The sequence below is a fragment of the Nocardioides daejeonensis genome (genome assembly GCF_003194585.1).
GTDB lineage: Bacteria > Actinomycetota > Actinomycetes > Propionibacteriales > Nocardioidaceae > Nocardioides > Nocardioides daejeonensis.
The window spans coordinates 524,514-547,591 of record NZ_QHKZ01000002.1 but is presented as its reverse complement, the minus strand read 5'-3'; the positions used below and the strand labels follow the sequence as shown (position 1 = coordinate 547,591).

Annotated in this window: 19 protein-coding genes; 13 read left to right on the top strand and 6 right to left on the bottom strand. The window is 70.7% G+C overall.

Features of this window, described 5'->3' with window-relative positions:
* Window positions 1-27 precede the first annotated feature (27 nt).
* The 5 genes from glf to DNK54_RS07295 all read left to right on the top strand — a co-directional run bounded on the left by glf (window position 28) and on the right by DNK54_RS07295 (window position 8,136).
* Window positions 28-1,209 (top strand): UDP-galactopyranose mutase, encoded by a 1,182-nt coding sequence (gene glf, locus DNK54_RS07315; RefSeq protein WP_110206279.1) that lies wholly within the window; start codon window positions 28-30, stop codon window positions 1,207-1,209.
* Window positions 1,209-3,221 carry a glycosyltransferase gene (locus DNK54_RS07310; RefSeq protein WP_110206278.1) on the top strand — a complete coding sequence of 671 codons (2,013 nt, stop codon included), beginning with the start codon at window positions 1,209-1,211 and terminating at the stop codon, window positions 3,219-3,221. The genes glf and DNK54_RS07310 overlap by 1 nt, the downstream gene beginning before the upstream one ends.
* A complete protein-coding gene (locus DNK54_RS07305) occupies window positions 3,214-4,098 on the top strand; it encodes an ABC transporter permease (RefSeq protein WP_110206475.1) in 885 nt (294 codons plus the stop codon). Before DNK54_RS07310 ends, DNK54_RS07305 begins: the two co-directional genes overlap by 8 nt.
* Complete coding sequence (locus tag DNK54_RS07300; RefSeq protein WP_110206277.1) at window positions 4,095-4,886, top strand: ABC transporter ATP-binding protein; 792 nt, start codon at window positions 4,095-4,097, stop codon at window positions 4,884-4,886. Before DNK54_RS07305 ends, DNK54_RS07300 begins: the two co-directional genes overlap by 4 nt.
* Before the next feature lie 331 nt (window positions 4,887-5,217).
* A complete protein-coding gene (locus tag DNK54_RS07295; RefSeq protein ID WP_110206276.1) occupies window positions 5,218-8,136 on the top strand; it encodes an FG-GAP-like repeat-containing protein in 2,919 nt (972 codons plus the stop codon).
* A gap of 5 nt (window positions 8,137-8,141) precedes the next feature.
* Here the strand turns inward: DNK54_RS07295 and DNK54_RS07290 are convergent, their stop codons facing one another.
* Window positions 8,142-8,849 carry a TIGR03089 family protein gene (locus DNK54_RS07290; RefSeq protein WP_110206275.1) on the bottom strand — a complete coding sequence of 236 codons (708 nt, stop codon included), beginning with the start codon at window positions 8,847-8,849 and terminating at the stop codon, window positions 8,142-8,144.
* 45 nt (window positions 8,850-8,894) lie between these two features.
* Between DNK54_RS07290 and DNK54_RS07285 the strand changes: the two genes are divergently transcribed.
* A complete protein-coding gene (locus tag DNK54_RS07285; RefSeq protein ID WP_110206274.1) occupies window positions 8,895-9,962 on the top strand; it encodes a nucleotidyltransferase family protein in 1,068 nt (355 codons plus the stop codon).
* Window positions 9,963-10,019: 57 nt separating this feature from the next.
* Here the strand turns inward: DNK54_RS07285 and DNK54_RS07280 are convergent, their stop codons facing one another.
* The 3 genes from DNK54_RS07280 to cofD are packed head-to-tail and all read right to left on the bottom strand — an operon-like array spanning window position 10,020 to window position 12,825.
* A complete protein-coding gene (locus DNK54_RS07280; protein WP_239459970.1) occupies window positions 10,020-10,802 on the bottom strand; it encodes a DUF3105 domain-containing protein in 783 nt (260 codons plus the stop codon).
* 47 nt (window positions 10,803-10,849) lie between these two features.
* Window positions 10,850-11,833 (bottom strand): coenzyme F420-0:L-glutamate ligase, encoded by a 984-nt coding sequence (gene cofE / locus DNK54_RS07275; protein ID WP_239459969.1) that lies wholly within the window; start codon window positions 11,831-11,833, stop codon window positions 10,850-10,852.
* A complete protein-coding gene (gene cofD / locus DNK54_RS07270; protein ID WP_110206273.1) occupies window positions 11,830-12,825 on the bottom strand; it encodes a 2-phospho-L-lactate transferase in 996 nt (331 codons plus the stop codon). The genes cofE and cofD overlap by 4 nt, the downstream gene beginning before the upstream one ends.
* Window positions 12,826-13,014: 189 nt before the next feature.
* On the opposite strand from cofD, the gene DNK54_RS07265 reads away from it, so the two are divergent.
* From DNK54_RS07265 to DNK54_RS07255, 3 genes are read left to right on the top strand one after another with little or no spacing between them, the layout of a single operon-like run.
* A complete protein-coding gene (locus tag DNK54_RS07265; RefSeq protein ID WP_110206272.1) occupies window positions 13,015-13,272 on the top strand; it encodes a WhiB family transcriptional regulator in 258 nt (85 codons plus the stop codon).
* 55 nt (window positions 13,273-13,327) lie between these two features.
* Complete coding sequence (locus DNK54_RS07260; protein ID WP_162602336.1) at window positions 13,328-16,126, top strand: glycosyltransferase; 2,799 nt, start codon at window positions 13,328-13,330, stop codon at window positions 16,124-16,126.
* Window positions 16,123-17,517, top strand: coding sequence for a DUF5719 family protein (locus DNK54_RS07255; RefSeq protein ID WP_162602335.1), 1,395 nt, complete (start codon window positions 16,123-16,125; stop codon window positions 17,515-17,517). The genes DNK54_RS07260 and DNK54_RS07255 overlap by 4 nt, the downstream gene beginning before the upstream one ends.
* On the opposite strand, the gene DNK54_RS07250 is transcribed toward DNK54_RS07255, so the two are convergent.
* Window positions 17,499-17,768, bottom strand: a complete 270-nt coding sequence (locus tag DNK54_RS07250; RefSeq protein ID WP_110206269.1) for a helix-turn-helix domain-containing protein — start codon at window positions 17,766-17,768, stop codon at window positions 17,499-17,501. The genes DNK54_RS07255 and DNK54_RS07250 overlap by 19 nt on opposite strands.
* Window positions 17,769-17,868: 100 nt before the next feature.
* On the opposite strand from DNK54_RS07250, the gene DNK54_RS07245 reads away from it, so the two are divergent.
* A complete protein-coding gene (locus DNK54_RS07245; protein WP_110206268.1) occupies window positions 17,869-18,507 on the top strand; it encodes a CpaB family protein in 639 nt (212 codons plus the stop codon).
* Window positions 18,504-19,760 (top strand): CpaE/TadZ family protein, encoded by a 1,257-nt coding sequence (locus tag DNK54_RS07240; RefSeq protein WP_110206267.1) that lies wholly within the window; start codon window positions 18,504-18,506, stop codon window positions 19,758-19,760. The genes DNK54_RS07245 and DNK54_RS07240 overlap by 4 nt, the downstream gene beginning before the upstream one ends.
* Here DNK54_RS07240 and DNK54_RS07235 read toward each other — a convergent pair.
* A complete protein-coding gene (locus DNK54_RS07235; RefSeq protein WP_204164454.1) occupies window positions 19,723-21,057 on the bottom strand; it encodes a hypothetical protein in 1,335 nt (444 codons plus the stop codon). The genes DNK54_RS07240 and DNK54_RS07235 overlap by 38 nt on opposite strands.
* Before the next feature lie 103 nt (window positions 21,058-21,160).
* Between DNK54_RS07235 and DNK54_RS07230 the strand changes: the two genes are divergently transcribed.
* Both DNK54_RS07230 and DNK54_RS07225 read left to right on the top strand, forming a co-directional pair.
* Entirely contained in the window at window positions 21,161-22,618 is a 1,458-nt protein-coding gene (locus DNK54_RS07230; protein WP_110206265.1) for a WS/DGAT/MGAT family O-acyltransferase, read from the top strand.
* Window positions 22,615-23,031, top strand: a complete 417-nt coding sequence (locus DNK54_RS07225; protein ID WP_110206264.1) for a DUF6912 family protein — start codon at window positions 22,615-22,617, stop codon at window positions 23,029-23,031. Before DNK54_RS07230 ends, DNK54_RS07225 begins: the two co-directional genes overlap by 4 nt.
* Window positions 23,032-23,078: the final 47 nt, after the last annotated feature.

Sequence of the window (23,078 nt, the reverse complement as noted above, 5' to 3'; positions counted from 1 at the left end):
CCCGCCCCGAAACGCCAGGAGTTTGATTTGTCTGCACCAGACCTAGTCGTCGTCGGTTCCGGATTCTTCGGTCTGACCATCGCTGAGCGCTGCGCCGAGCAGCTCGGCCTCCGTGTGCTCGTGCTGGAGCGCCGGCACCACATCGGGGGCAACGCCTACAGCGAGTTCGACCCGGAGACCGGGATCGAGGTGCACAAGTACGGGACCCATCTCTTCCACACCAGCAACGAGAAGGTCTGGGAGTACGTCAACCGCTTCACGACGTTCACCAACTACCAGCACCGGGTCTTCGGCAAGTACCGCGGGCAGGTCTACTCCCTGCCGATGAACCTGGGCCTGATCAACCAGTTCTTCGGCAAGTCCCACACGCCCGACGAGGCGCGCGCACTGATCGCGGAGCAGTCCAGCGAGATCCGCACCGAAGACGCCACCAACCTGGAGGAGAAGGCGATCTCCCTGATCGGACGCCCCCTCTACGAGGCGTTCATCAAGGGCTACACCGCCAAGCAGTGGCAGACCGATCCCAAGGAGCTGAGCGCGGACATCATCACGCGCCTCCCGGTCCGCTACACGTTCGACAACCGCTACTTCAACGACAAGTACGAGGGCCTGCCGACCGACGGCTACACCGCCTGGCTGGAGCGGATGGCCGACCACGAGCGCATCGAGGTGCGTCTCGACACCGACTTCTTCGCCGTGGCTGACGAGTTCAAGGGCAAGGTCCCGATCGTCTACACCGGCCCGGTCGACGAGTACTTCGGCAACTGCGAGGGCCGGCTCTCCTGGCGCACCGTCGACCTGGTGCAGGAGACGCTCGACGTCGACGACTACCAGGGCACCGGCGTGGTGAACGCCAACGACCCCGAGGTGCCGTTCACGCGCGAGCTCGAATTCAAGCACCTGCACCCGGAGCGTGCGGCGACGTACAAGAAGGGCCGGTCGATCGTGGTTCGCGAGTTCAGCCGCTTCGCCGAGGAGGGCGACGAGCCGTACTACCCGATCAACACCGCCGAGGACCGCGCCAAGCTGCTCAAGTACCGCGATCTCGCGAAGGAGGAGCCGATGGTGCTCTTCGGCGGCCGACTCGGCACCTACAAGTACCTCGACATGCACATGGCGATCGGCTCGGCGCTGTCGATGTTCGAGAACAAGCTGCGACCGCACTTCGCGGACGGTGAGCCGCTGAAGAGCGGGGGAGTGGACGCCTGATGACGAGCACCGCGCGCCGGCTCCTGCAGCGGCAGGTCTTCCCGCTCGACCGAGACACCGACGTCTTCCCGCTGTACGTGGACCCGGATCCGGCGATCCTGGACGCCGACAAGTACGAGGTGGGTGGCACCCACGCGGCCAAGGAGCTGAACCGGGCCGCGCTGCGCCAGTCGATCTCCAGCGGCGACGGCATCCATCCCGAGCAGATCCTCTCCCGCACCGCGCTGCGGATGGCGGCGGGGGAGAAGCTCTCGTTCGGCACCTACTTCAATGCCTTCCCGGCCAGCTACTGGCGTCGGTGGACCATCGTCGACGCGGTCACGCTCGACGTGCTGGTGCGCGGCGCGGGCACCGCAGTCACCGTCTACAAGTCGATGGCCAACGGCCGCTCCCAGCGCGTCGACTCCGTCACCGTGACCGGCAGCGAAGCCGAGAGCGTCCGCTTCGAGCTGACGCTCAAGCCGTTCGTCGACGGAGGCTGGTACTGGTACGACGTCGTGGCCGGCGAGGACGGCGCCGTCGTCGAACAGGCGGAATGGTCCGCGGAGGTGCCCGAGGAGCGGGCCGCGCACGGCACCGTCGACATCTGCATCACCACGATGAACCGGCCCGACTTCTGTGCCGAGCTCCTCGGCCAGCTCGGCGACGACGAGCAGCTGGCGCCGTACCTCGACGAGGTGCTGGTGATGGAGCAGGGCACCGACAAGGTGAGCGGGTCGGCGGTCTTCCCGGCGGCGGAGAAGGCGCTCGCAGGCAAGCTGCGGGTGATCGAGCAGGCCAACCTGGGCGGCTCCGGCGGCTACGCGCGGGGCCAGTTCGAGTCGCTGCGCAAGGGCACCGCGACCTACGCGATGATGATGGACGACGATGTCGTCTGCGAGCCCGAGGGCATCATCCGCGCGGTCACCTTCGGCGACCTGTGCAAGCGCCCGACGCTCGTCGGTGGCCACATGTTCAGCCTCTACGCGCGCTCCCGCTTGCACTCCTTCGGCGAGATCATCCAGCCCTACCGGTTCTGGTGGATGTCGCCGTCGTACGCCGTCAACGACTGGGACTTCGGCGCCCGCAACCTGCGTTCTGCCCGGTGGCTGCACCAGCGCACCGACGTCGACTTCAACGGTTGGTTCATGTGCCTGATCCCGCGCTCGGTGATCGCCGAGATCGGGCTCTCGCTGCCCCTCTTCATCAAGTGGGACGACTCCGAGTACGGCCTGCGCGCCAAGGCCGCGGGATATCCGACGGTGACCTTCCCCGGCGCGGCGGTCTGGCACGTGCCGTGGAGCGACAAGAACGACGCGCTGGACTGGCAGGCCTACTTCCACCAGCGCAACCGCTTCGTCGCGGCGCTGCTGCACTCCACCTACCCCAAGGGCGGGCGGATGATCCTGGAGAGCTTCAACCACCAGCTCTCGCACCTGGTGTCGATGCAGTACTCGACGGTGGAGCTGCGGCACATGGCCCTCGAGGACGTCTTCGCGGGGCCCGAGCAGCTGCACGCCGACCTGCCGATCAAGCTGGGCGCAGTCCGGGAGTACGTCAAGCCGTTCTCCGACGCCCAGCTGAAGGTCGAGCGCGAGGCGTTCCCGCCGGTACGCCGCCACAAGCCCCCCAAACGCGGGAAGGACGAGTTCGAGGTACCCGGTCGCAGGGCCCAGCTGATGGCGGCCGCCCTCGCCCCGCTGCGCCAGTTCCGCAAGCCGCGCGAGCTCGCCGGTGAGTTCCCCGAGGCCGAGATCACGGCGATGGACGCACGCTGGTACCGGCTCGCTCGCTACGACTCCGCGGTCGTCTCCATGCCGGACGGGACGTCGGCGGCGCTCTACCGGCGCGACCCCGACCGCTACCGCGACCTGCTGCGCCGGACCGTCGCCATGCACAACCGGCTCCGTCAGGAGTGGCCGGCGCTCGCCGAGCGTTACCGGGCGCACCTCGCCGAGATGACCTCGCCGGATGCCTGGGCAGCGACCTTCGGGCTGACAGACACCGAGGCCGATGACGGTGCCGATGGCTGAGACCCACCCGGTCCGGGTCGTCGACGCCCCGCTGCGCCCGCCGTCCCCCGACGCGGGCCTGTTGGAGGTCTTCCGACGACGCTACTTGCTCCGGCTGCTGGTGCGCCGGGAGGTCTCGGCGCGCTATCAGGGCTCGGTGCTCGGCCTGATCTGGTCCTACATCAACCCGCTCAGCCAGCTGTTCATCTTCTGGTTCGTGATGGGCATCATCATGGGCCGCGGCACCGAGAACTTCGCCATCCACGTCTTCTGTGGCCTGATCGTGGTGCAGTTCTTCGTGGAGACCTTCGGGGCCGGCACCCGGTCGATCGTGCGCAACAAGGCGCTGGTCCGCAAGATGGCGATGCCTCGGGAGATGTTCCCCGTCGCCTCGATGCTGGTCTCGCTCTACCACATGGGCCCGCAGGTGCTGATCCTGTTGGTGATCTGCCTGGCCATGGGCTGGACGCCGACACTGATCGGCATGGCCGGCTTCCTGCTGGCGGTGGTCATCATCGGCATCCTGGGCACGGCGCTTGCGCTGATGTTCAGCGCAGCGAACGTCTTCTTCCGCGACGTCGGCAGCCTGGTCGGGATCCTCACCAACTTCGTCCGCTTCGGCACCCCGATGATCTACCCGTTCACGATGGTGGAGGAGCGGTTCGGGCCAGCGGCGGCGTACTACCTCTTCAACCCGATCGCCGACGCGGTGCTCCTGGTCCAGCAGGCCTTCTGGATCGGTACGACGGACCACCCGACCCAGATGCAGGAGCACCACATCCCCGACCATCTCTTCGCCTACTCGTTCCTCGCACTGGGAACCTCGTTGGTGATGCTGGCGATCGGCCAGTTCATCTTCCGGAGGCTGGAGAACAAGATCCCGGAGCGGCTGACGTGAGTCACTCGGCAAGCACCTCGATCGTGGTGGACGGCGTGACGAAGTACTTCACGCTCCGCTACCAGCGCACCCTCAAGCAGATGACCGTCGCCGCGGTGAAGGGGCGGGAGATCACCGACACCTTCAAGGCCGTGGACGACGTGTCGTTCACCGTCGAGCAGGGTGAGTCGATCGGCTTGATGGGCCTGAACGGCTCCGGCAAGTCGACCCTGTTGAAGCTGGTCAACGGCATCATGCGGCCGGACTCCGGCAAGGTGCTGACGCGCGGCCGCATCGCCGGCCTGATCGCCACCGGCGCCGGGTTCCACCCGCAGCTGACGGGGCGCGAGAACGTCTTCCTCAACGCGGCCGTCCTCGGTATGACCGAGGCGGAGACACGGCGCAAGTTCGACGAGATCGTGGAGTTCGCCGACATCGGCCGGTTCCTGGACACCCCGGTCGGGAACTACTCCTCCGGCATGTTCGCTCGTCTCGGCTTCGCTGTGGCGGTGCACGTCGACTCCGACATCTTCCTGGCCGACGAGGTCCTCGCCGTAGGCGACAAGCCCTTCAAGAAGAAGTGCCTTGCTCGGATGCAGGAGGTGCGCGCCGAGGGGCGCACGCTCTTCTACGTCAGCCACGCCGCCGGCTCGGTGCGCAAGATGTGCGACCGCGTGATCGTGTTGGAGCAGGGCCGCCTCGGCTTCGACGGAGACGTCAACGAGGGCATCAAGTACCTCAAGTACGACCCGGACGAGGACATGCCCCCCGAGGTCGACGACGACGAGGACCTCGGCGCCGATATCTGACCGCCCCCCGCCGGGCCCGCGAGCGCGGCCGCCAGCCGCCAGAAGCACGGACACCAGTTTCCCCGCCCGGGCGGGGAAACCCCCGCCTGTGGGCTGTAGCTACGGCCCACAAGCGGGGGTTTTCGCATACCAGTGGTGCTGGTGTGACGGAGGGGGCGGGGCGCCGACGGGCGCAGTGGCGCGGCGAGAAAACCAGAGAATCTGAACCACGTCGGCGTGTCGACTGGAAATTACACGTTTGTAGTTACTCACTTCCTCTTGCCAGGAGGGGTGTGACTGGTGTGAAACTTGGGACTCGTGTGAACCTTCCCCCACACCGGAGTGACCCGACATGCGCCCCAACAAGGCCAGATTCGTCACCGTCTGCCAGCAGTTGCTGGCCCTCGGTGCTGTCTTCGCCGTGCTCGCACCAGCCGCCAACGTCATCTCGCTGGACGTGATCGCAGCGCTGCCGAGGGAGGCGTCGCCGCAGGTCGGCCAGCCGGAACTGCCCTCCTCGGTTCGGGGCGCCATCAGCGGCGTGCCCACGGACCGTGGTGCAGAGCCGAGCGACGCACAGCCGGCGACAGTGGAGACCGAACCGGTGGAGCCGGTCGTGGAGGAGTACCCGATGGTTCCGGCCTCCGAGGCAGATGCCGGAGCCGGCGCCGCACCAGAGGACCGGTCGGCACCGCCACGGCGTGGTTCCGAGGGTTCTCCGGCGAAGCGGACGATGGTGAGCGCGCCCGAGAAGGTCGACGGCTACGGAGCCGTGGGGGTGACCTGGAGCTCCGAGGAGCGCCTGGACGACGACCAGATCTCGGTGGAGGTGAGGACGCGGAAGGCTGGCGTCTGGTCGGAGTGGACCACGGTCGAGTACCACGAGGAACACGGCCCGGACCCGGAGAGCGCCGAAGGGCAGCAGGCACGACCCGGCACGGACGCCCTGTTGGTCGGCGCCGTTGACGAGGTGCAGGCACGGGCAACGACGGCGGAGGGCGTGGCCAGCCCCGCCGACCTGCGCCTGGCCGTCGTGGCGCCCGGCGACTCCCGGGCCACGGAGACCGAGGCGCCGGCGATCGACACTGCGAAGCTCCGCCAGGACGAGGGCGAGGGCGAGGGCCAGGGCGAGGCCGGGGGCGAGGGCGCCGTACTGCCGAGTGACGAGGGTGACCTCGCACTTCAAGCCACGACGACCGTCACCGAGAAGCCGCAGATCTTCTCCCGCGCGCAGTGGGGCGCCAACGAGAAGATGCGCGACGGCTCGCCGAGCTACTACGAGGTGCACGCCGGCTTCGTCCACCACACGGTCAACGCCAACAACTACAGCAAGGACGACGTCCCGGCGATCATCCGCAGCATCTACGCGTACCACACGCGCTCCCGCGGCTGGAGCGACATCGGCTACAACTTCCTCGTCGACCGCTTCGGACGGATCTGGGAGGGCCGGTACGGCGGCGTGGACCTGCCGGTCGTTGGCGCGCACACCCTGAACTACAACAACTACGCCTTCGCGATGTCCGCGATCGGAAACTTCGACATCACCAAGCCACCAGGGGTGATGGTGAAGGCCTACGGCAAGCTCATGGCGTGGAAGCTCTCGTTGCACGGCGTGGATGCCTCGAGCACCAAGCAGCAGGTCGGCGCCCGCAGCTTCCAGGCGATCAACGGCCACCGTGACGCCGCTGCCACGGCCTGCCCTGGGCGCTACCTCTATGCGAAGATCCCGAAGATTCGCAAGCTTGCGGCGAAGCACCAGAGCGACTGGAGCGGGCGCGACCTGGCAACCAACATCGTCGGCTCGCCGGAGCCCGACCTGTTGCTGCGCAAGCGCAACGGCAAGGTGTTCGCGGTGCCGACGGGCGGGATGCTGCGCTGGTCGGCCCCGCTCAGCCAGAACTCGATCTCGGGCAGCTACAAGAGTGTCGTTGCCAGCCCCGACCTGACCGGTGACGGCCGCGCCGACCTGGTGGCGCTGGCCGCCGACGGCACCAGCTGGGTGCTGCCCGGCACCGGCAGCGGCTTCGCCGCGCCGATCAAGAAGCGCACCCGCTTCGTCGGCCTCGACCAGGTCACCGCGGTCGGTGACCTCAACGGCGACAAGCGGAACGACCTCGTCGCACGCAATCCGAAGACCGGCACGCTCTACCTCTTCCGAGGCAACGGCAAGGGCGGCATCAAGAAGGGCAAGCCACTCGCCTCCTGGAGCTCGTACGACGCCACGGCGGCGACCGGCGACGTCACCGGCGACGGCCTGCCCGACCTCTTCGCTCGCGATCGCGCGGGGAAGCTGTGGCTACACCCCGGCACCGGGACGATCGCACTCGGAGCCCGACGCGCCGTCGCGGGCTCGTGGGACGGGGCCGACCAGATCAGCGGCTTCGGCGACCTGGACGGCGACGGGAAGGCGGATCTCCTGGTGCGCACCCGCAGCACCCAACAGGGTTGGGTGTTGCCGGGCAACGGCAAGGGCGACTTCAAGCACGCCGTCGGTCCGATCACGGGGCTGAGCGGACTCGCCTCGCTGACCGCGGGAGCTGTCGGCGGTACCTCGCGGCCGGACCTGGTCGGGGTCTCGGGAGGCAAGGTCCGGGTCCTGCCGCATGCCGGCACGCGCAACATCGGCAGCCGGGTGAAGCTGGGCTCCGACTTCGCCAACAGCGACGTGCTGCTGAACGTCGGCGACTGGGACCGGGACGGCTTCGGAGACGTGATCACCCGCGATACCTCCGGCAACCTGCGGCTGCACCGCGGGCTGGGGCAGAACAGGTTCGCGGCGCCGGTCCGGGTTGCCACGGGCTTCGGCTCGGTCGGTCTGCTGGCCGCCGTCGGCGACGTGACCGGTGACGGCTATCCAGACCTGATGGGCCAGCCGAAGGGCGGTGCGATGCGCGTCTATCCGGGCTCGGGCAAGGGCTTCCGGGCGAGTTTCATCGCGCGAGGGAGCCTGGCTGGCACAGCGCAGTACGGCCTGGGCCGCTGGGACGCCGACGGCGCTCCCGACGTGCTGATCCGCAACGGCACCCAACTGACCTGGTACCACGGCAACGGCCCCGGTGGCCTCACCGGTGCGCCAAGCAAGATCAGCACCAGCCTGAGCGGCTACGACCTGGTGATGAGTCCCGGCGACGTGACCCGCGACGGGCGCCAGGACCTCGTGGTGCGCTCGACGGGCGACGGCTATCTCTGGGTGCTGCCGGGCACCGCCAAGGGCTTCGGTGCGCCGCTCTTCCTCGCCCAGGGATTCAAGAAGTATGACCGGGCGGGGTGATCGCATCAGGGCCAGGTCGAGGTGGCCCGCTCGGCGGCGTACCTCTCCTGCCAACGGCTTGGGTCCGCGTTGCGGACCCAGACCACCGAGCCGCCCCTGACCAGGGGCTCGGTGAAGCTGGCGAGACCCGAAGGGGAAGCGGGATTCGCCGTGGTCAGCAGGCGCCCGCCGTCGGCGAGGATCTCCTCGCCGGCGGTGGGTGTCAGCAGATCGCGCTGGGTCCGGCCGGGCAAGGCCTCGTCGTCGGGGCCCGGCGGGTCCCAGGGCAGGAAGGAGTCCGGCTGCGACCAGACCTCCACGCCGAAGTCGTGCACCCCCTCCGGTACGCCGTCCGGGAACCGGACGCCCAGAGGCAGCAGGGCGCAGCCGATCACCGGGATGTCGCGCTCGGCGTGCTCCTCCAGGCCCGACGGGCCTGAGACGATCAGGTCCGCGGTCTCCGGGGTGTCGACCACCACCAGGCCCACCGTCCAGGCGGCGCCCAGGAAGACCGCGCCCAGCCAGTGGGTGGGCAGGTCGAGGTGCAGGCGGTCGCCTCTGCCCAGGTCGAGCTCTTCGACGAGGAGGCTCGAGGTCTTGGCGACCCAGTTCGCCCAGGTCGCGACGGAGAGCTCGGTGCGCTCCCCGCTCTCGTCGTCGTAGAAGGTGACCAAGGGCCGGCCGGGGTCGGCCCGGAGCAGGTCGGACACCAGAGCGGGGAAGGTCTCAGCCATGCCGTCAGTCTTCCACTCCCCGCCCGCACCGCTAGGGTGCGGCCCATGACGGATCGATCTCAGGCGCCCGAGGCGGTGATCGTCGCCGGGGGGTTCGGTTCCCGGCTGCTCCCGCTGACCGCCCGCCGGCCCAAGCATCTCCTCGACGTCGGCGGTGTGCCGTTCCTCGAGCACCAGATCTCCCGGTTGGCCGAGGCCGGCGTGCGGCACGTGGTCCTGGCCACCTCCTACCACGCGGACCAGTTCGAACCCGTCCTTGGTGACGGGTCCCGGTGGGGGATCCGGCTGAGCTACGTCCTGGAGGAGGTGCCGCTCGGTACCGGTGGTGCGATCCGCAACGTCGCCGACGCACTCGATCCGGACCCGGACGGGGCCGTGGTGATCCTCAACGGCGATGTCCTCTCTGGTCATGACCTGGCCGCCCAGCTGAAGGACTTCGACACCCCGCGGGGCGAGGAGTCGGTCGCCGTCTCCCTCCACCTCGTGGAGGTCGCCGATGCCCGTGCGTTCGGCTGTGTTCCTACGGACGAGAACGGCCGCGTTCTCGACTTCGTCGAGAAGTCCGACAACCCGGTCACCAACCAGGTCAATGCCGGCTGCTACATCTTCCGGCGCTCGGTGATCGACACCATCCCGACCGGGCGTGAGGTGTCGGTCGAGCGCGAGACCTTCCCGGGACTGGTGGGGGAGGGCCGGCTCGTCGTCGGCTACGTCGAGACCGCCTACTGGCGAGACGTGGGCACTCCGCAGGCGCTGGTGGATGCGTCCCGCGACGTGGTGCGCGGGATAGCGCCCACGCCGGCGATTGGTGCGGCAGGCGAGGCCCGGATCGACCCCGCCGCCCGGGTGGCGGCAGCTGCCTCCGTCGCCGGCGGCAGCGGGGTGATGGCCGGCGCCCGGATCGACGACGGTGCGGTGGTCTCCGGGTCGGTGATCATGACCGGTGCCCGCATCGGGGCCGGTGCGCAGGTGACTGACTCCGTCGTCGGTCCCGGCGCCGTGGTCGGGAGCGACGCGGTCGTGGAGGGCAGCACTATCGGCGACGACGCCCGGGTGACTGCCGGCGTACGGCTGGAGCCGGGGACGCGGGTCGACTGCGCGACGACCGTCTGAGCGCACTCGACGGGTCGTTTGCGCGCACTCGACCCGCGAGGGGCGCGTACCCGACGGTCAGCCGCCGTTGGGCTCGGGGGAGTCCAGGTAGGGGTACTTCAGCATGAAGTCCTGGAGAGCGGCCCCGGAGACCTCGGAGCAGAACTGCCAGACGCCGACCTGCTTGGAGGTGTCGGAGATGTCGGCGTCCTCGCCGCCCTTGGACCAGTGGGTCAGCGCGACGTGCATCTTGTCGGTGTCGACGTCCTTGCCGTCCGGGGTCTTCCACGCCTTGCCGTCGTCGGACCACTTCGGGTCGTCGTCGGTCCACTCGACGGCCTTGAACTTCAGCCGCAGGTTGCTGGTGCCCTTGAGCTTGGTGGCGATCGCCTTGAGGTTGTCCCACTCGTCGCTGCCGCGGTCGATGTCCTTGAACCACAGGATCGTGTAGCCGTGCTCAGAGTTGTGCACGAGCTGCTCGATGTTGGGACGATCGGTCTTGGTGTAGAGCTTGCGGACCATGTCGTCCGGGTAGACCTCGTGCTTGCCGAAGGCGGGAGGCGCCTCCGGGTAGTCGATCTTCGTGCCGGGGTCGACGTGCTCCTGGTTGCCGCTGGCGGCCTTGGTGATGAGCGGACTGCAGACCGAGGCGGGTGCACCGATCTGGTCGATGTCCTTGCCCTTGAGATCGCGCAGATCCCACCAGTCCTTGATGGGCCGGAACGCGGCCAGACCGATGATCAGCACGGCGACACCGACGCAGACGCCGACGATGATCATGCCCTGGCGCTTGTCTGCGCGCTTCTGCTGCGAGAGCAGTTCTTGCGCGCGTTCACGCCGGGAGTTCTTGGAAGTGGCCACGGATCAGGCTTTCTGGACGACAGGACTGCGGGATACGGGGGCAGAGTCTACGGAACGACCGGTTGCATGCGGAGCCAGACCGGCAGGTCCGCTGCGACGATGCGCCAGCCGTGCGCGAAGGCAAGGGCTGCGAGGACCTCGGTGGGAGGGAGCACGGCGTCGGCACGCGGGCTCCAGACGGCTCCGTCGTCGTCCGCCTCGGAACCTCCGGGAGCCAGCTCGTCGAGGGCGCGCGCCAGGTCCTCCCACGGCGCGGGTGCACCGAAGGCCAGGGCGTCGCGGCCGGTCAGGGCGGCCACGACCGCCTCCCGGGAGCCGAAGCCGAAGAGGTCCTCGCCGTCCTCGCGGACGAGTGCGCGGGCCCCGGGCCCGTGGTCGTCGTGTGGCAGCACCAGGTCGGCTCGGCCGCGCAGGACCGCGAAGGGGCGGCCTCCCAGCTTGCCCGTGGCGAGCTCGACGGCCGAGGCGATCTCGTCGGCTACGGCGGGAGCGGTCACCGCAAGCAGGTTTCCGTAGGGATCGGTGCGCCCGCTGAAATCCTCCAGCACCAGCAGGCCGGCAGCCCCGATGGCGATGTCGGTCTGCCCGTGCCGCCAGGCGCGCCCCGCGGTGTCGGTGATCACCACGGCGACGTTGCGGCCGGTCCGCTCCCGCAGGGCCGAGCGGAGCGTGCGCGCCGAGCCATCGGGGTCGCAGGGGAGCAGCAGGTGCTCGCCGGCCGCGACGTTGGAGTTGTCGATCCCGGCCGCGGCCATCGTCAGGCCGAGATGGTTGCGCACGATCGCGGTCGGCCCGCGCCGCGCCACCACGCGGTCGGTCTCGGCGGCGAGCGCCACCTCGCGGTCGCCGTGACCCCGTCGTCCCTCCGCCTTGCTGACGACCTTGCTGGTGACGGTGACCACGTCTCCGTCCTCGAGCGCGCAGACCGTGAGCAGCAACGCTGCGAGGTCGGCACCCTCGAGTACTTCGCCCACGCCCTCGGGCGCCATGATGCGGATCCCGGTCGGGGGGGTGGTCTGTGGGTCTGTCACTTCACGAGCTCCAGGGCCGCGACGACCATCGCGGTGGTGGCCTCGACGTCCGTCATCATCAGCGGTACGGCGGCACTCCGGATCCCGAGCGCCTCGACGGCAGGCAGGTGGTGGGCGTCGCCTGCGTCGATGAGCCAGGCGTCGAGCACTCCGCCGCGTGACCGGGCCCCGTAGTGACCGGCGACGCCGGCGGCGGTGACCTCGACCCCGATCGCGGTGAGCATCTGCTCCGCCATCCCCTGCACATGTGTGTCGCCGACGATGGGGGAGAGCCCGACCACCGGAGCCGGGGTGTCGAGCAGCGCCTCGCGGATGCCGGGCACGCCGAGGATGGTGCCGACGGAGACGACCGGGTTGGAGGGCGGCACGATGACGAGATCGGCGCCGGTCAGGGCCTCGACGACGCCGGGCGCGGGTGTGCTCTGCTCCAGGCCGACGACGAGCACCTGCTCGGCCGGCACCTGGGCACGCATCCGCACCCAGTACTCCTCGAAGTGCACCACCCGGCGTCCGGAGGGTGCCTCAGCATCGGCGACGGCGACATGCGTCTCGACCCGGTCGTCGCTCATCGGCAGTAGCCGCACCCCCGGCTTCCACCGGCGGCAGAGTGCCTCGGTGACAGCGGAGAGCGGGTAGCCGGCCTCAAGCATCTGGGTCCGCACGAGATGGGTGGCGATGTCGCGATCGCCCAGGCCGAACCAGGTCGGCTCGACGCCGTACTCCTTGAGCTCCTCGAGGACGTGCCAGCTCTCCTCGCGCCGTCCCCAGCCTCGCTCCGGGTCGATCCCGTCGCCGAGCGTGTACATCACGGTGTCGAGGTCGGGACAGATCTTCAGCCCGTGCACCCACCAGTCGTCGGCGGTGTTGGCGACGACCGTGATCTCGGCGTCGGGTGCGACTTCCGGGAGGAGGCGCTCACGCACCGCATGGCGCAGGCCGGTGAGGAACTTTGCTCCACCCATCCCGCCGGAGAGCACAGTGATTGCACGCATGGGGATACCTTGCCCGACGGGCGGTGAGCGTGGCGCAGGGCCTGGCAGATCCGGACGGTTATAGCAGATCCGGGCTTGACTTCCCGGGTATGACAGGCATGTAATTCCAACATCGTCATTTCCGCTTCGGCGGAGGGGACACCGGGCCCGGAGAATCGGGTCCGGCCGAAGGGTCGAAAGGGGAGTACCGTGCGCGAGCTGTTCCTCCTCGACGGGGACGACGCCGAAGACTCGGGCTGGCAGGAGCGGGCGCTGTGCGCCCAGACAGACCCCGAAGCGTTCTTCCCAGAAAAGGGTGGTTCCACCAGGGAGGCCAAGAAGGTCTGCCAGACGTGCGACGTCCGCCAGGAGTGCCTGGAGTCCGCGCTGCTCAACGATGAGCGGTTCGGGATCTGGGGCGGTCTGTCGGAGCGCGAGCGTCGTAAGTTGAAGAAGCGGGCGGTCTGAGTACGCACTGAGCCAGCCTCCTGCGTTTGAGGGGCGGGCCGTAGGGTTGTCGGTCGTGACGGTCACTGCCCTCCTGGTCAGCCACGACGGCGCGCGTTGGCTGCCGGCGGTGCTGGCTGGACTTCAGAGCCAGCAGCACCCGCCGCAGCGCGTGCTCGCCGTCGACACCGGCAGTGCAGACGAGTCCACGGACCTGTTGGTCGCCGCCCTCGGCCTCGAGCAGGTACGGCAGGTCCGGGGCGGCTTCGCCTCCGCGGTCCAGCACGTGCTGGCCGAGCTCGACACCGAGTGGGTCTGGCTCCTGCACGATGACGCCAACCCGGCTCCGGAGGCGCTCGCCGCGCTGCTGCGCGCAGCGGAGGAGACCGGTGCCGACGTGGTCGGGCCGAAACTGCGGGAATGGCCCTCGTTGCGCAGGCTGCTGGAGGTCGGCGTCACGATCACCGGAGCCGGGCGCCGGGAGACGGGCCTCGAGCGCGGCGAGTACGACCAGGGCCAGCACGATCAGGTCCGCAGGGTGCTGGCCGTCAACACCGCCGGCATGCTGGTGCGCCGCAGCGTGCTGGCCGCGCTGGGCGGCTTCGACGAGGAGCTGCCCGTCATCGGGGCGGACCTCGACTTCGGATGGCGTGCTTCCCGTGCCGGGCACCGCGTCGTTGTCGCTCCCGAGGCGGTCGTCTTCCATGTGGAGGCCTCCCGCAACCGGCAACGCGACCCGTCGTTCCGCCCGCACCTCGCCGAGCGCGAGGCGGCGCTGTTCCTTGCCTTGGCCAACGTCCCCGGACGCGCGCTCCCGTGGCGCTGGATCCGACTCCTGGTCTCCGGGCTGCTCCGCGCGCTGGGACTCCTGCTTGCCCGCGCCCCGCGTGCGGCCGCCGACGAGATCGGCGCCTTGGCGGCCGTGCACGGCCGTCCGGCCCGACTGCGCCGCGCCCGGGCCGCCCGGCGCACCCTCGGAGAGACCCCGGAAGGGCTGCTGGCGCCGTGGTGGCTGCCTGCCCGTCATGGCCTCGACTACGTCTCTGACGTGGCCTCAGCGGCCATCAGCCAGGGGCGAGACGTCGCAGACAGACGGCGCGAAGACGCCTCCGACGGGCGCCGAGGATCCGTGCTCGACGCGGACGACGAGGATCTCGCGGACGACTCCGGGTGGCTGGTCCGTCTGGTGACCAGCCCCGTCGCGCTCGGTGCCGTCGTCGTGCTCCTTCTCTTCTGGTGGGGCGCACGTGAGGCGTTCGGCGAGGTTGCCGGTGGCGCCCTGGCCCCGGCACCGCCGGCGGCGTCCGACTGGTGGCGGCTGCTGACCGAGGGCTGGCATCCGCTCGCTCAGGGCACCGACGCCCCGGCCCCTTCCTACCTGCTCCCGCTTGCTGTACTGGGCTCGCTGCTCACCGGCAGCGCGACCGCCGCGGTCTCGGCGCTGCTGCTGCTCGCCGTCCCGCTGGGAGCCTGGGGAGCCTGGCGCTTCGCCGGCAGGCTCACCCGGCTTGCCACCGGCCGTGAGGCCTCCTCCTGGGTGCGCGCTTGGGCGGCGCTGGCCAATGCCGTCGTGCCGCTTGCCAGCGGCGCCTGGGGCCAAGGGCGCCTGGGGGTGGTCGTCTCGACGGCCCTGCTCCCGTGGCTGGCGGGTGCCAGCCTGGGGCTGCTCTCGGCCTCGGCCGACCGGCGCTGGCGTGCCGGGTGGCGCACCGGGCTCCTGCTTGCGGTCGTGACGGCTTTCACGCCCGGCGCCTGGCTGGTCGCGCTGTTGCTGATGGTCGCCGCTGTCCTCGGCTGCGCGCTGCTCGCCCCCCGGGCGCTGGCTCGTCCCTCGGGCTGGGGCCCGGTAGCAGCCTCCATGGTCGTCACCCCGATCCTGCTCCTGCCGGGGGCGATCGGGCTCGCGCAGCACGATCTCGCGGGGCTGCTCATCGAGGCCGGCCTGCCGATGCGGGCCCCGGACGGCTGGGACCTGATCACCGGCCGCCTCCCTGGCCCGGCCGCGCCGGTGTGGCTCGGCCCGGCGCTCGTCCTCGCGGCGCTCCTCGCCCTGGTGCCGGGCCGAACCCGGCTGATGGTGTCGCTCTGCTGGGTGGTCGCGGCGCTGAGCGGGGCCTGGGCCCTCCTGGTCAGCCGGGTCCGCGTCGAGCTGCCCTCGGGCGAGGTCGGGGTCAGCCTCGCCTTCCCGCTGGTGCTGGGGCAGCTCGCCCTGGTCGCCGCCTGCCTGCTCGCGCTGCATGCCCTCGGCCTCGGCGACCGCCGACAGCGGGGCTCGGGCCTGCAACGAGTCATCGCCGGCGCGATGCTGGTCGTCGTCGCGGTGATCCCAGTGGGGGGCTTCGCCTGGTGGCTGGTCGGTGACACCCTGCTCGGCGAGCCGACCCGCTCCGACATCCCCGCCTACCTGGCGGATGCCGCTGCGGAGGACCCGGACAACGGCGTCCTCGAGGTGCGCGGATCGATCGAGGAGGGACTGACCTGGCAGGTCTACCGCGGTCACGGAGTCCGGATCGGCGAGCCCGAGATCCTGGCCCTCACCGCGCCTGACCCGGAGCTCAACCGCACCGTGGCGGACCTCTTCACCGACCCCAGCGACGCCGTCGTGGCCGCGCTTCCGTCGTACGGCGTCACGCATGTCGTGCTCCCTGCGCCCGGAGATCCCTCGGCGATCGAGGTGCTCGACTCCGCGAGCGGACTGACTCGTGCCAGCACCTCGGATCGAGCCGTCTCGGCCTGGGAGGTCGTCGACGGCGATCCCGCCGGTGCCCTCGACGGAGACGGGCCTGCCTGGCTGCCCTGGCTGATCGCCTTCCAGACCGTCGCTTTGGTCGTGGTGCTGGTGCTGTGCGGACCGAGCAAGCGGGAGTCACGATGAATCGCCCAGCAGGTCGCCGGGTGGCGCAGCGGCCGGCCCGACGCGGCCTCCGGATTCCGCGTCCGGGGCCCGATCTGATCATCGGCCTGGTGGCGGTGCTCGTCACCGGTGCGACGCTGGCGACCGTCGCCGAGCCGGATCAGCACACGCCCGACCAGGCGAGGACCCCGGGTGCCACCACCCTCACCCAGGCGGAGCTGACCTGCCCGGCAGGCGCCGAGATCACCGTCGCGCAGCCGCTCGAGAGCGAGGGTGCGGGAGCCCTCACGGCGACGAGCGGCGACGCGGAGCCGCGTGCCATCGAGCTGACCTCCGGCACGAGCACCGTCGTCCCGGCGGCTCGACGAGACGCCACGGTGCTCCGGGCCACCGGTGACCGGGCGCCTGGCCTGATCGCCGCGACCCGTGATCGCGGAATGCTCGCCGAATGCGTCACGCCGGGCGGAGACTGGTGGTTCGCGGCGGCCGGGGCCGGTGGCCTGCACGTCTCGACGCTGACCCTGACCAACCCGGACGACACGCCGGCTGTCGCCGACCTGGAGATCTGGGGCGCCGACGGCCCGGTCGCCAGCGACGCGGTGCGCGGCATCGCCGTCGACGGAGGCAGGACGACCGCCCTCGACCTCTCCGAGCTCGTGCCACAGCGCGACGACGCCGTCGTGCACGTGATCGTGCGACAAGGCCGTCTCGGCGCGGCGATGCACGACGAGACCGTGATCCAGGCGAAGGACCGCGGCTCCGCGCACCCGGCCACCCAGGCGCCGAGCACCCGCGCGGTGATTCCAGGCGTGCCTGGCGCTGGTGCCCGGCTGCAGCTGGTGCTCGGCAATCCCGGGGAGGAGTCGGCACGCGCCGAGATCAGGGTCTCCGGCGCAGCCAGCGAGTCCGCCCCCGCAGGCCTCGACGCCATCCCGGTGCCCGCCGGTGAGGTGGTCAGCGTGGAGCTCGACCGGGCGACCCGCAAGCTGCTGCGCAGCGGCGGTGCCAGCCTGGTCGTCGAGGGGACAGCACCGTTGGTGAGCTCCGTGCGCGGCACGGCGCAGGGAGGGCCGATCACGCTGGGCGCGGTGCCCGAGGCGACCCGTCGGTCGGCGGTGGTGCTCCCGCGTACGGCGGAGCGCACCCTGGTGCTCATGACCACCGCGGGAGCCACGCCTGTCACGGTCCACTTCGAGGGTGCCGAGCCGTGGAAGGGCCGCCTGGTGCCTCAGGCCAGCACGGTCGTGCCGGTGCCGAAGGGAGCCACCCTCGCGTGGGTCGAGGCCACGACCCCGCATCTGGGTGCAGTCCGCGGACGCACCGCGACCGGACCGGTCTGGTTGCCGCTGCGCGAGCTCCGGGAGGACCGCCGGGTGCCGGTGGTCCAGCCGGATCAGCTGCGCTCGCCCTGAGCCTGCTGGGCGACGTCGTCGTCGACGCCGGACTCGGTGAACGGGTGCTCGGCCACGAACGCCCGTGCCTCGTCGTACATCCGGGCGATGTAGGCCTCCAACTGCTCGCTCTCGACCCGCCACTGGCCGCGGCCGCCGATCTTGATCGCCGGCAGCTCGCCCCGGCGGACCAGGGCGTAGACCTGCGCCGTGGAGGTGTTGAGCACCTCGGCGACGTCAGGCAGGGTGAGGAAGCGGGGCGTGCCGACCATGGCTCCACTCTGCCATCCGGCAGCGACGATCGCCGGATGGCATACCGGGGCTGTGGATGACTGCGTGACGGATCGGCGTTCCTGAGGTGATGATGACCGGGTGAGCGTCGATCTCGGGACATCGCAGGTGCCGCGTGCTGCGCGGGTACGACCACCGGGCTGGCGCGACCCCCGGCTCTGGATCGGAGTCGCGCTGGTGGCGGCCAGCGTGGTGCTCGGCGCTCGGCTGCTCGGGGCCGATCCGCAGACGGTCGAGGCATGGGTCGCCGACCGGGACCTGGTCGTGGGGGACCGGCTGGACGTCGATGACCTCCGCGCGGTCCGGATCGACGCGGGGGGAGCGCTCGCCGACGGCTACCTCCTGCGTCGCGACGACCTCCCTCCCGACAGCGTGCTGACCCGTCCGGTCGCGCGTGGCGAGCTGCTCCCGCGCGCCGCCCTGGGAGCCGAGGAGGCGGGCCTGGTCGAGGTCGCGCTCTGGGCACCCGCCGTTGCGATACCGCCGGGAGTCCGGGCCGGTGCGGTCGTCGACGTCTGGCTGGTCCGCCCCGAGGACGGTCGCGCGCGCCTCGCCCTCGACGACGTCACTGTGGTGGCGGTTCCGGCGGCGGAGGCCGACTACGGGCCGGGCGGCGACCGGCAGGTGGTGGTGGCGGTGCCGGCCGACGCCGCCGAGACGGTCGGCGACGTGCTGGCCGCGGCGCACGCCGGGACCGTCTCCATCACGAGGCGCCGGTGAGACCGGTGCTCGAACCGCCGACCTGCCTTCTCGTCCTCGGCGCAGGCGAGCCGTGGGAGTCGACCGCGGTCGAGTCCGGGCGACCGGGGAGCGGCCTGGTGGTGGTGAAGCGGTGCATCGACCTGACCGACCTGCTGGCGACCGCCTCCTCCGGCCAGGCCCAGGTAGCGGTCGTCGCGGCCGGCGCAGACGGCCTGGACCGCCAGGCAGTGGAGCACCTGCACCAGGTGGGGGTGCGTGTGGTCGTCGTCCTCGCCGCCGAGGGGCCGGAGCACCTTGCCGAACGAGGCAGGCTGGCGGGGGTCGACCTGCTCCTGCCTGCCGCCCAGATCACCGAGCTCGGCGCCCGTCTGCAGGCACTGCGTCCTCCCACGGAGCTCACTCGCTCGCCCGAGCCGGCACCCCGGCGCGCTCCCGGTGCGGCACCTGCGGTCGCCGTGTGGGGGCCGCAGGGTGCTCCTGGCCGGACGACGATCGCTCTCGGTCTCGCCGGAGCCCTGGCCGCACGTGGCGCGGACCCCCTGCTGCTCGATCTCGATCCGGCCGGAGGCACGGTCGCCCAGCACCTCGGCGTGCTCGACGACGTATCGGGTCTGCTTGCCGCCAGCCGTCGGCTCTCCGACGGCGACCTCGCCGGAAGCTTCGTCGCTCTGCAGCGCCGCGTCGCCGGATTCCGCCTGCTGACCGGGCTGCCCCGCGGCGAGCGATGGACCGAGGTGGCGGCGGGTCTGGCGCCTGAGCTGCTGGCGCTGGGGCGGCGTCAGGGGCCCGTCGTCGCCGATCTCGGCTCCTCCATCGAGGACGATGCCGCGGCCGGCTACACCGGCCGTGCTGGACGCTACGACCTCACCCGTGAGGCGCTGGCCGACGCCGACCGGCTGGTGGTCGTCGGCACCGCGGACCCGGTCGGGCTCACCCGCCTGGCGCGGGCGCTGGGCGAGTTGCGCGAGCTCCGTGCCGACGTCGTACCGACGGTGGTGGTCAATCGGGTGCGTCGCTCCCTGGGCTGGGATGCGGCGCAGCTCCGTGCCCTGGTGACCTCGTGGGCACCCGGGACGGAGCCGATCCTAGTGCCTGAGGCGCGGAGCACGCTGGATCGCGCGATGGTCGCCGGGCGCAGCGTCGCGGAACTCGGTGACGGTGAGCTGTCACGTGCGTTCGAGGCGGTGACGTGCGCGCTGCTCCCCGAGATCCCGCGGGCTCCGCGTGCGGGGATCAGGCTCCGAAGAGCAGGAAGAGCCCGCCGACGGTGAAGGCCACCATCACGACCAGCATCGACAGCTGGCCGGTGAGCTGGTGGCGGCGCGGGAGCAGCTCCAGGGCCCGGTCGTGCGCGGCGATGACGCCGAAGACGTGGCCGCCGACCACGCCCAGCACCTTGATCACCGACAGCGCGGTCGGGTGACTGCTGAGGATCATCCACTCCGTCCGGCCGGCGAGGCCGAACAGGTTCGAGCCGTTCACGTAGGGGTCGTTGAGGTGCAGCATCGTGGTCTGCCCGTACTCCACGAGGAAGCTCAGGTAGTGGGCGGCGAAGTAGCCGACGATGATCGGCACCAGCGAGTGCGCGTAGGCGGTCGGCAGGCGCCACCGGTCGGTCGGGTGGTTGACGCCGGTGAGCACGCTTGCAGTGACGAAGAGGAGCGCCACGAGCAGGATCAGCCCGAGCAGCCCCAGGAGGTTCAGCAGGTTCTCGGAGGCCGTGGAGTCGAGCAGGAACCGGGTCCACGGAGTGGAGCCCTGGAAGGAGTCGAACGCCGTCGAGCCGAGCAACACGGAGCAGACCGCCACCAGTCCTGGCTGCGGGGGTGTGGTCGACAGGTTCGCCAGCGGCGCGCGCATCCGAAGCTGGCCGGCATCGTCGCGATACCAGGGAGAGAGCCGCCCGACCAGGGTCGAGAGCACCTCGAAGGGGTCGGCCTTCGCCAGGAAGTCGCTGCCGAAGACGGCGCTGCCGATGAGCATCGCGCCCAGGTACAGCGCGAACCAGAGTCGCACCGGGCCGAGCTCGTTGCTGAACGGATAGACGAGCTCGAACCACACGAAGCCGAAGAGACCCAGGGCGGCGGGCCACAGCCCCAGTCGGGCCGGGTACGTCCTGATGCCGCGCTCGGGGTCGGCGCCCGTCACCCGGGCCAGCAGCCAGCTCAGGGTCCGGGCCGGGCTGACGGCCCGGTAGAAGGGGCCGAAGAGCAGCGAGGCGGGGACGATGCCGACCCACAGCCAGGCGAAGAAGACTCCGAAGACCGGGTTCAGCAGCGAGTCGCCGCCCAGCACCGCAGCGGAGGTGACGAAGAGGAAGAAGGCGAACCCCAGGGCACGCAGCGTCCCGAGGAACCAGTGGCTGTCGACGATGCGCGTGAGTGCGTTCGGTGCCGCGCTTCCCTGGTCGCTCGCGTAGCGGGGGGTGCGCCAGGCGAGGGCGAGCACGGAGAAGGAGATGGCGAGCGCCGCGCAGCCGCCAGCGACGGCGTACTCGACAGGGATCGGCAGGTCGGCGGCTCCGCCGACGCCGTGGGCCGTGAACCTCATCGGGGTGGTGCACCTCATCAGCACAGGGTGTGGACCTGAGGTCCAGTGGTCGTCAACTCTGCAAGAATCCCATGGGGCCGGTAATGCGCCGGCCTCGGGGGAAAGGAAGCTAGGTTTGCCGATGGCGCAACGACTGAGAGCCGCCGATCTGGCCCTGCTGGCCGAGGAGTCGGCGTCGACACCGATGCACAACGCCACGCTCGAGGTGTTCGATCCGGGTGAGTCCGGCTTCGACTACCGCGCACTCGTGGATCTGGTGGACAAGAGGATCGCCTTCGTGCCGCGCTACCGCCAGGTGTTGCGGCCGGTTCCTGGCCATCTCGCCAACCCGGTCTGGATCGACGACCCGCGCTTCGACCTCTCCTTCCACGTACGCCGCTCCGCCCTGCCGCAGCCCGGCACCCGGGAGCAGTTGCGCGACCTGGTGGGCCGCATCGTCTCCCGGCGTCTGGATGGCAACCGGCCGCTGTGGGAGATGTACTTCATCGAGGGACTGGAGGGCGGCCGCGTGGCGGTGCTCTCCAAGTCGCACCAGATCCTCGTGGACGGTGTGGAGACGGTGGACCTCGGGCAGGTGCTGCTCGACACCGGTCCCGACCCCAAGGACCTCGGTCGCGACGACTGGTCCCCGACCCGGCCACCGTCGCCGCTCGGCCTCGCAGCGGGGGCGGTGGTGGAGTCGGTGCGTCGCCCGGTCACGCTGCTGGCGACCGGCCGTGGCATGGTCACCCGGGTTGCCCACACCGCCGAGCAGGCGCGGCAGCGGGTGGGGGCGGTCGCCAACGCGCTGGCGGGCAGGCGGCCCGCGCCCGAGTCGCCGATCTCGGGCGAGGTCTCCGAGCAGCGCCGCCTGGTGACGGTGCGCACCGACTTCCAGGACTACCGGACGGTGCGGCAGGCCCACGACACCTCCGTCAACGACGTGGTGCTCGCCACGGTCACCGGCGCGCTGCGCAACTGGCTGCTGGCACGAGGCACGTCGTCGACGGCGATGCGCGGCCTGCGGGCGATGGTGCCGATGTCGGTGATCGACGACGATCTCGAGGCCACCTCGCTCGGCACGCAGGTCACGCCGCACCTGGTCACGCTGCCCATCGGTGAGGCAAGCCCGCTGGTCCGCCTCCATCAGGTCTCCTACGCCTTCAAGGCCCACGCGGAGACCGGCCGAGGCGTGGCCGCAAACCGTCTGGCCGGCATCGCCGGCTTCGCCCCGACGACCTTCCATGCACTCGGCTCCCGGGTCGCTGCCGCCGCGCCACGCAGCTTCCACCTCACCATCACCAACGTGCCCGGGCCGCAGTTCCCCCTGTACGCCGCCGGGGCACCGATGCTGGAGACCTACCCCGTGCAGCCGCTGCTGCCGGGGCAGACGCTCGCGATCGGGGTGACGTCGTACGACGGCGGCGTGCACTACGGGATCACCGGGGACCGGGACGCGCTGCCCGACCTGACGGTGCTCGGGCAGTGCATCACCGAGGCCCTGGAAGAGCTGGTGGACAACTCCACCGGCGCCAGGCAGCGAGCCCCCCGCGGGCGCAAGAAGAGGACCGAGGAATCTCACCGGAGGACCACCTCATGAGCCGGCGTGTCTACGTGCCGCTCACCGAGGCCGAGCTGGTGGTGCTGGTCGACGAGCAACGACTTCCGGCGCCCCGGCCGGCATACGCGCTGACCGCCGCGCTGCGCGAGGCCTGGCCCGACGGTGACGACGACGACCTCGAGTACGCCGCGCTGCTGGCGGCCGCCGACGCCTCCTGGGAGCGGCGCCGTCCGCAGGACCGGCCGCGCCGCTACGTACTGGCGGCCGATGTCGAGTCGGTCGAGGAGGAGGGCGAGCATCCGGCCGCGGTGGCGCTGCGCCACGACCTGGTGTGGCGCAACGTGGCAAGCGCGCACGTCGACACCGACGACGTGACCGCCGAGGCCGTCGCCTCCGACGACGCTCCCGACCTGGCCTGGTTCGCCACCCAGGAGATCGCCGGTCTCCGCTGAGCACAACGTGTCCGGGCACGTACTGAGGGGCCGGGCCGGTGCCCAGG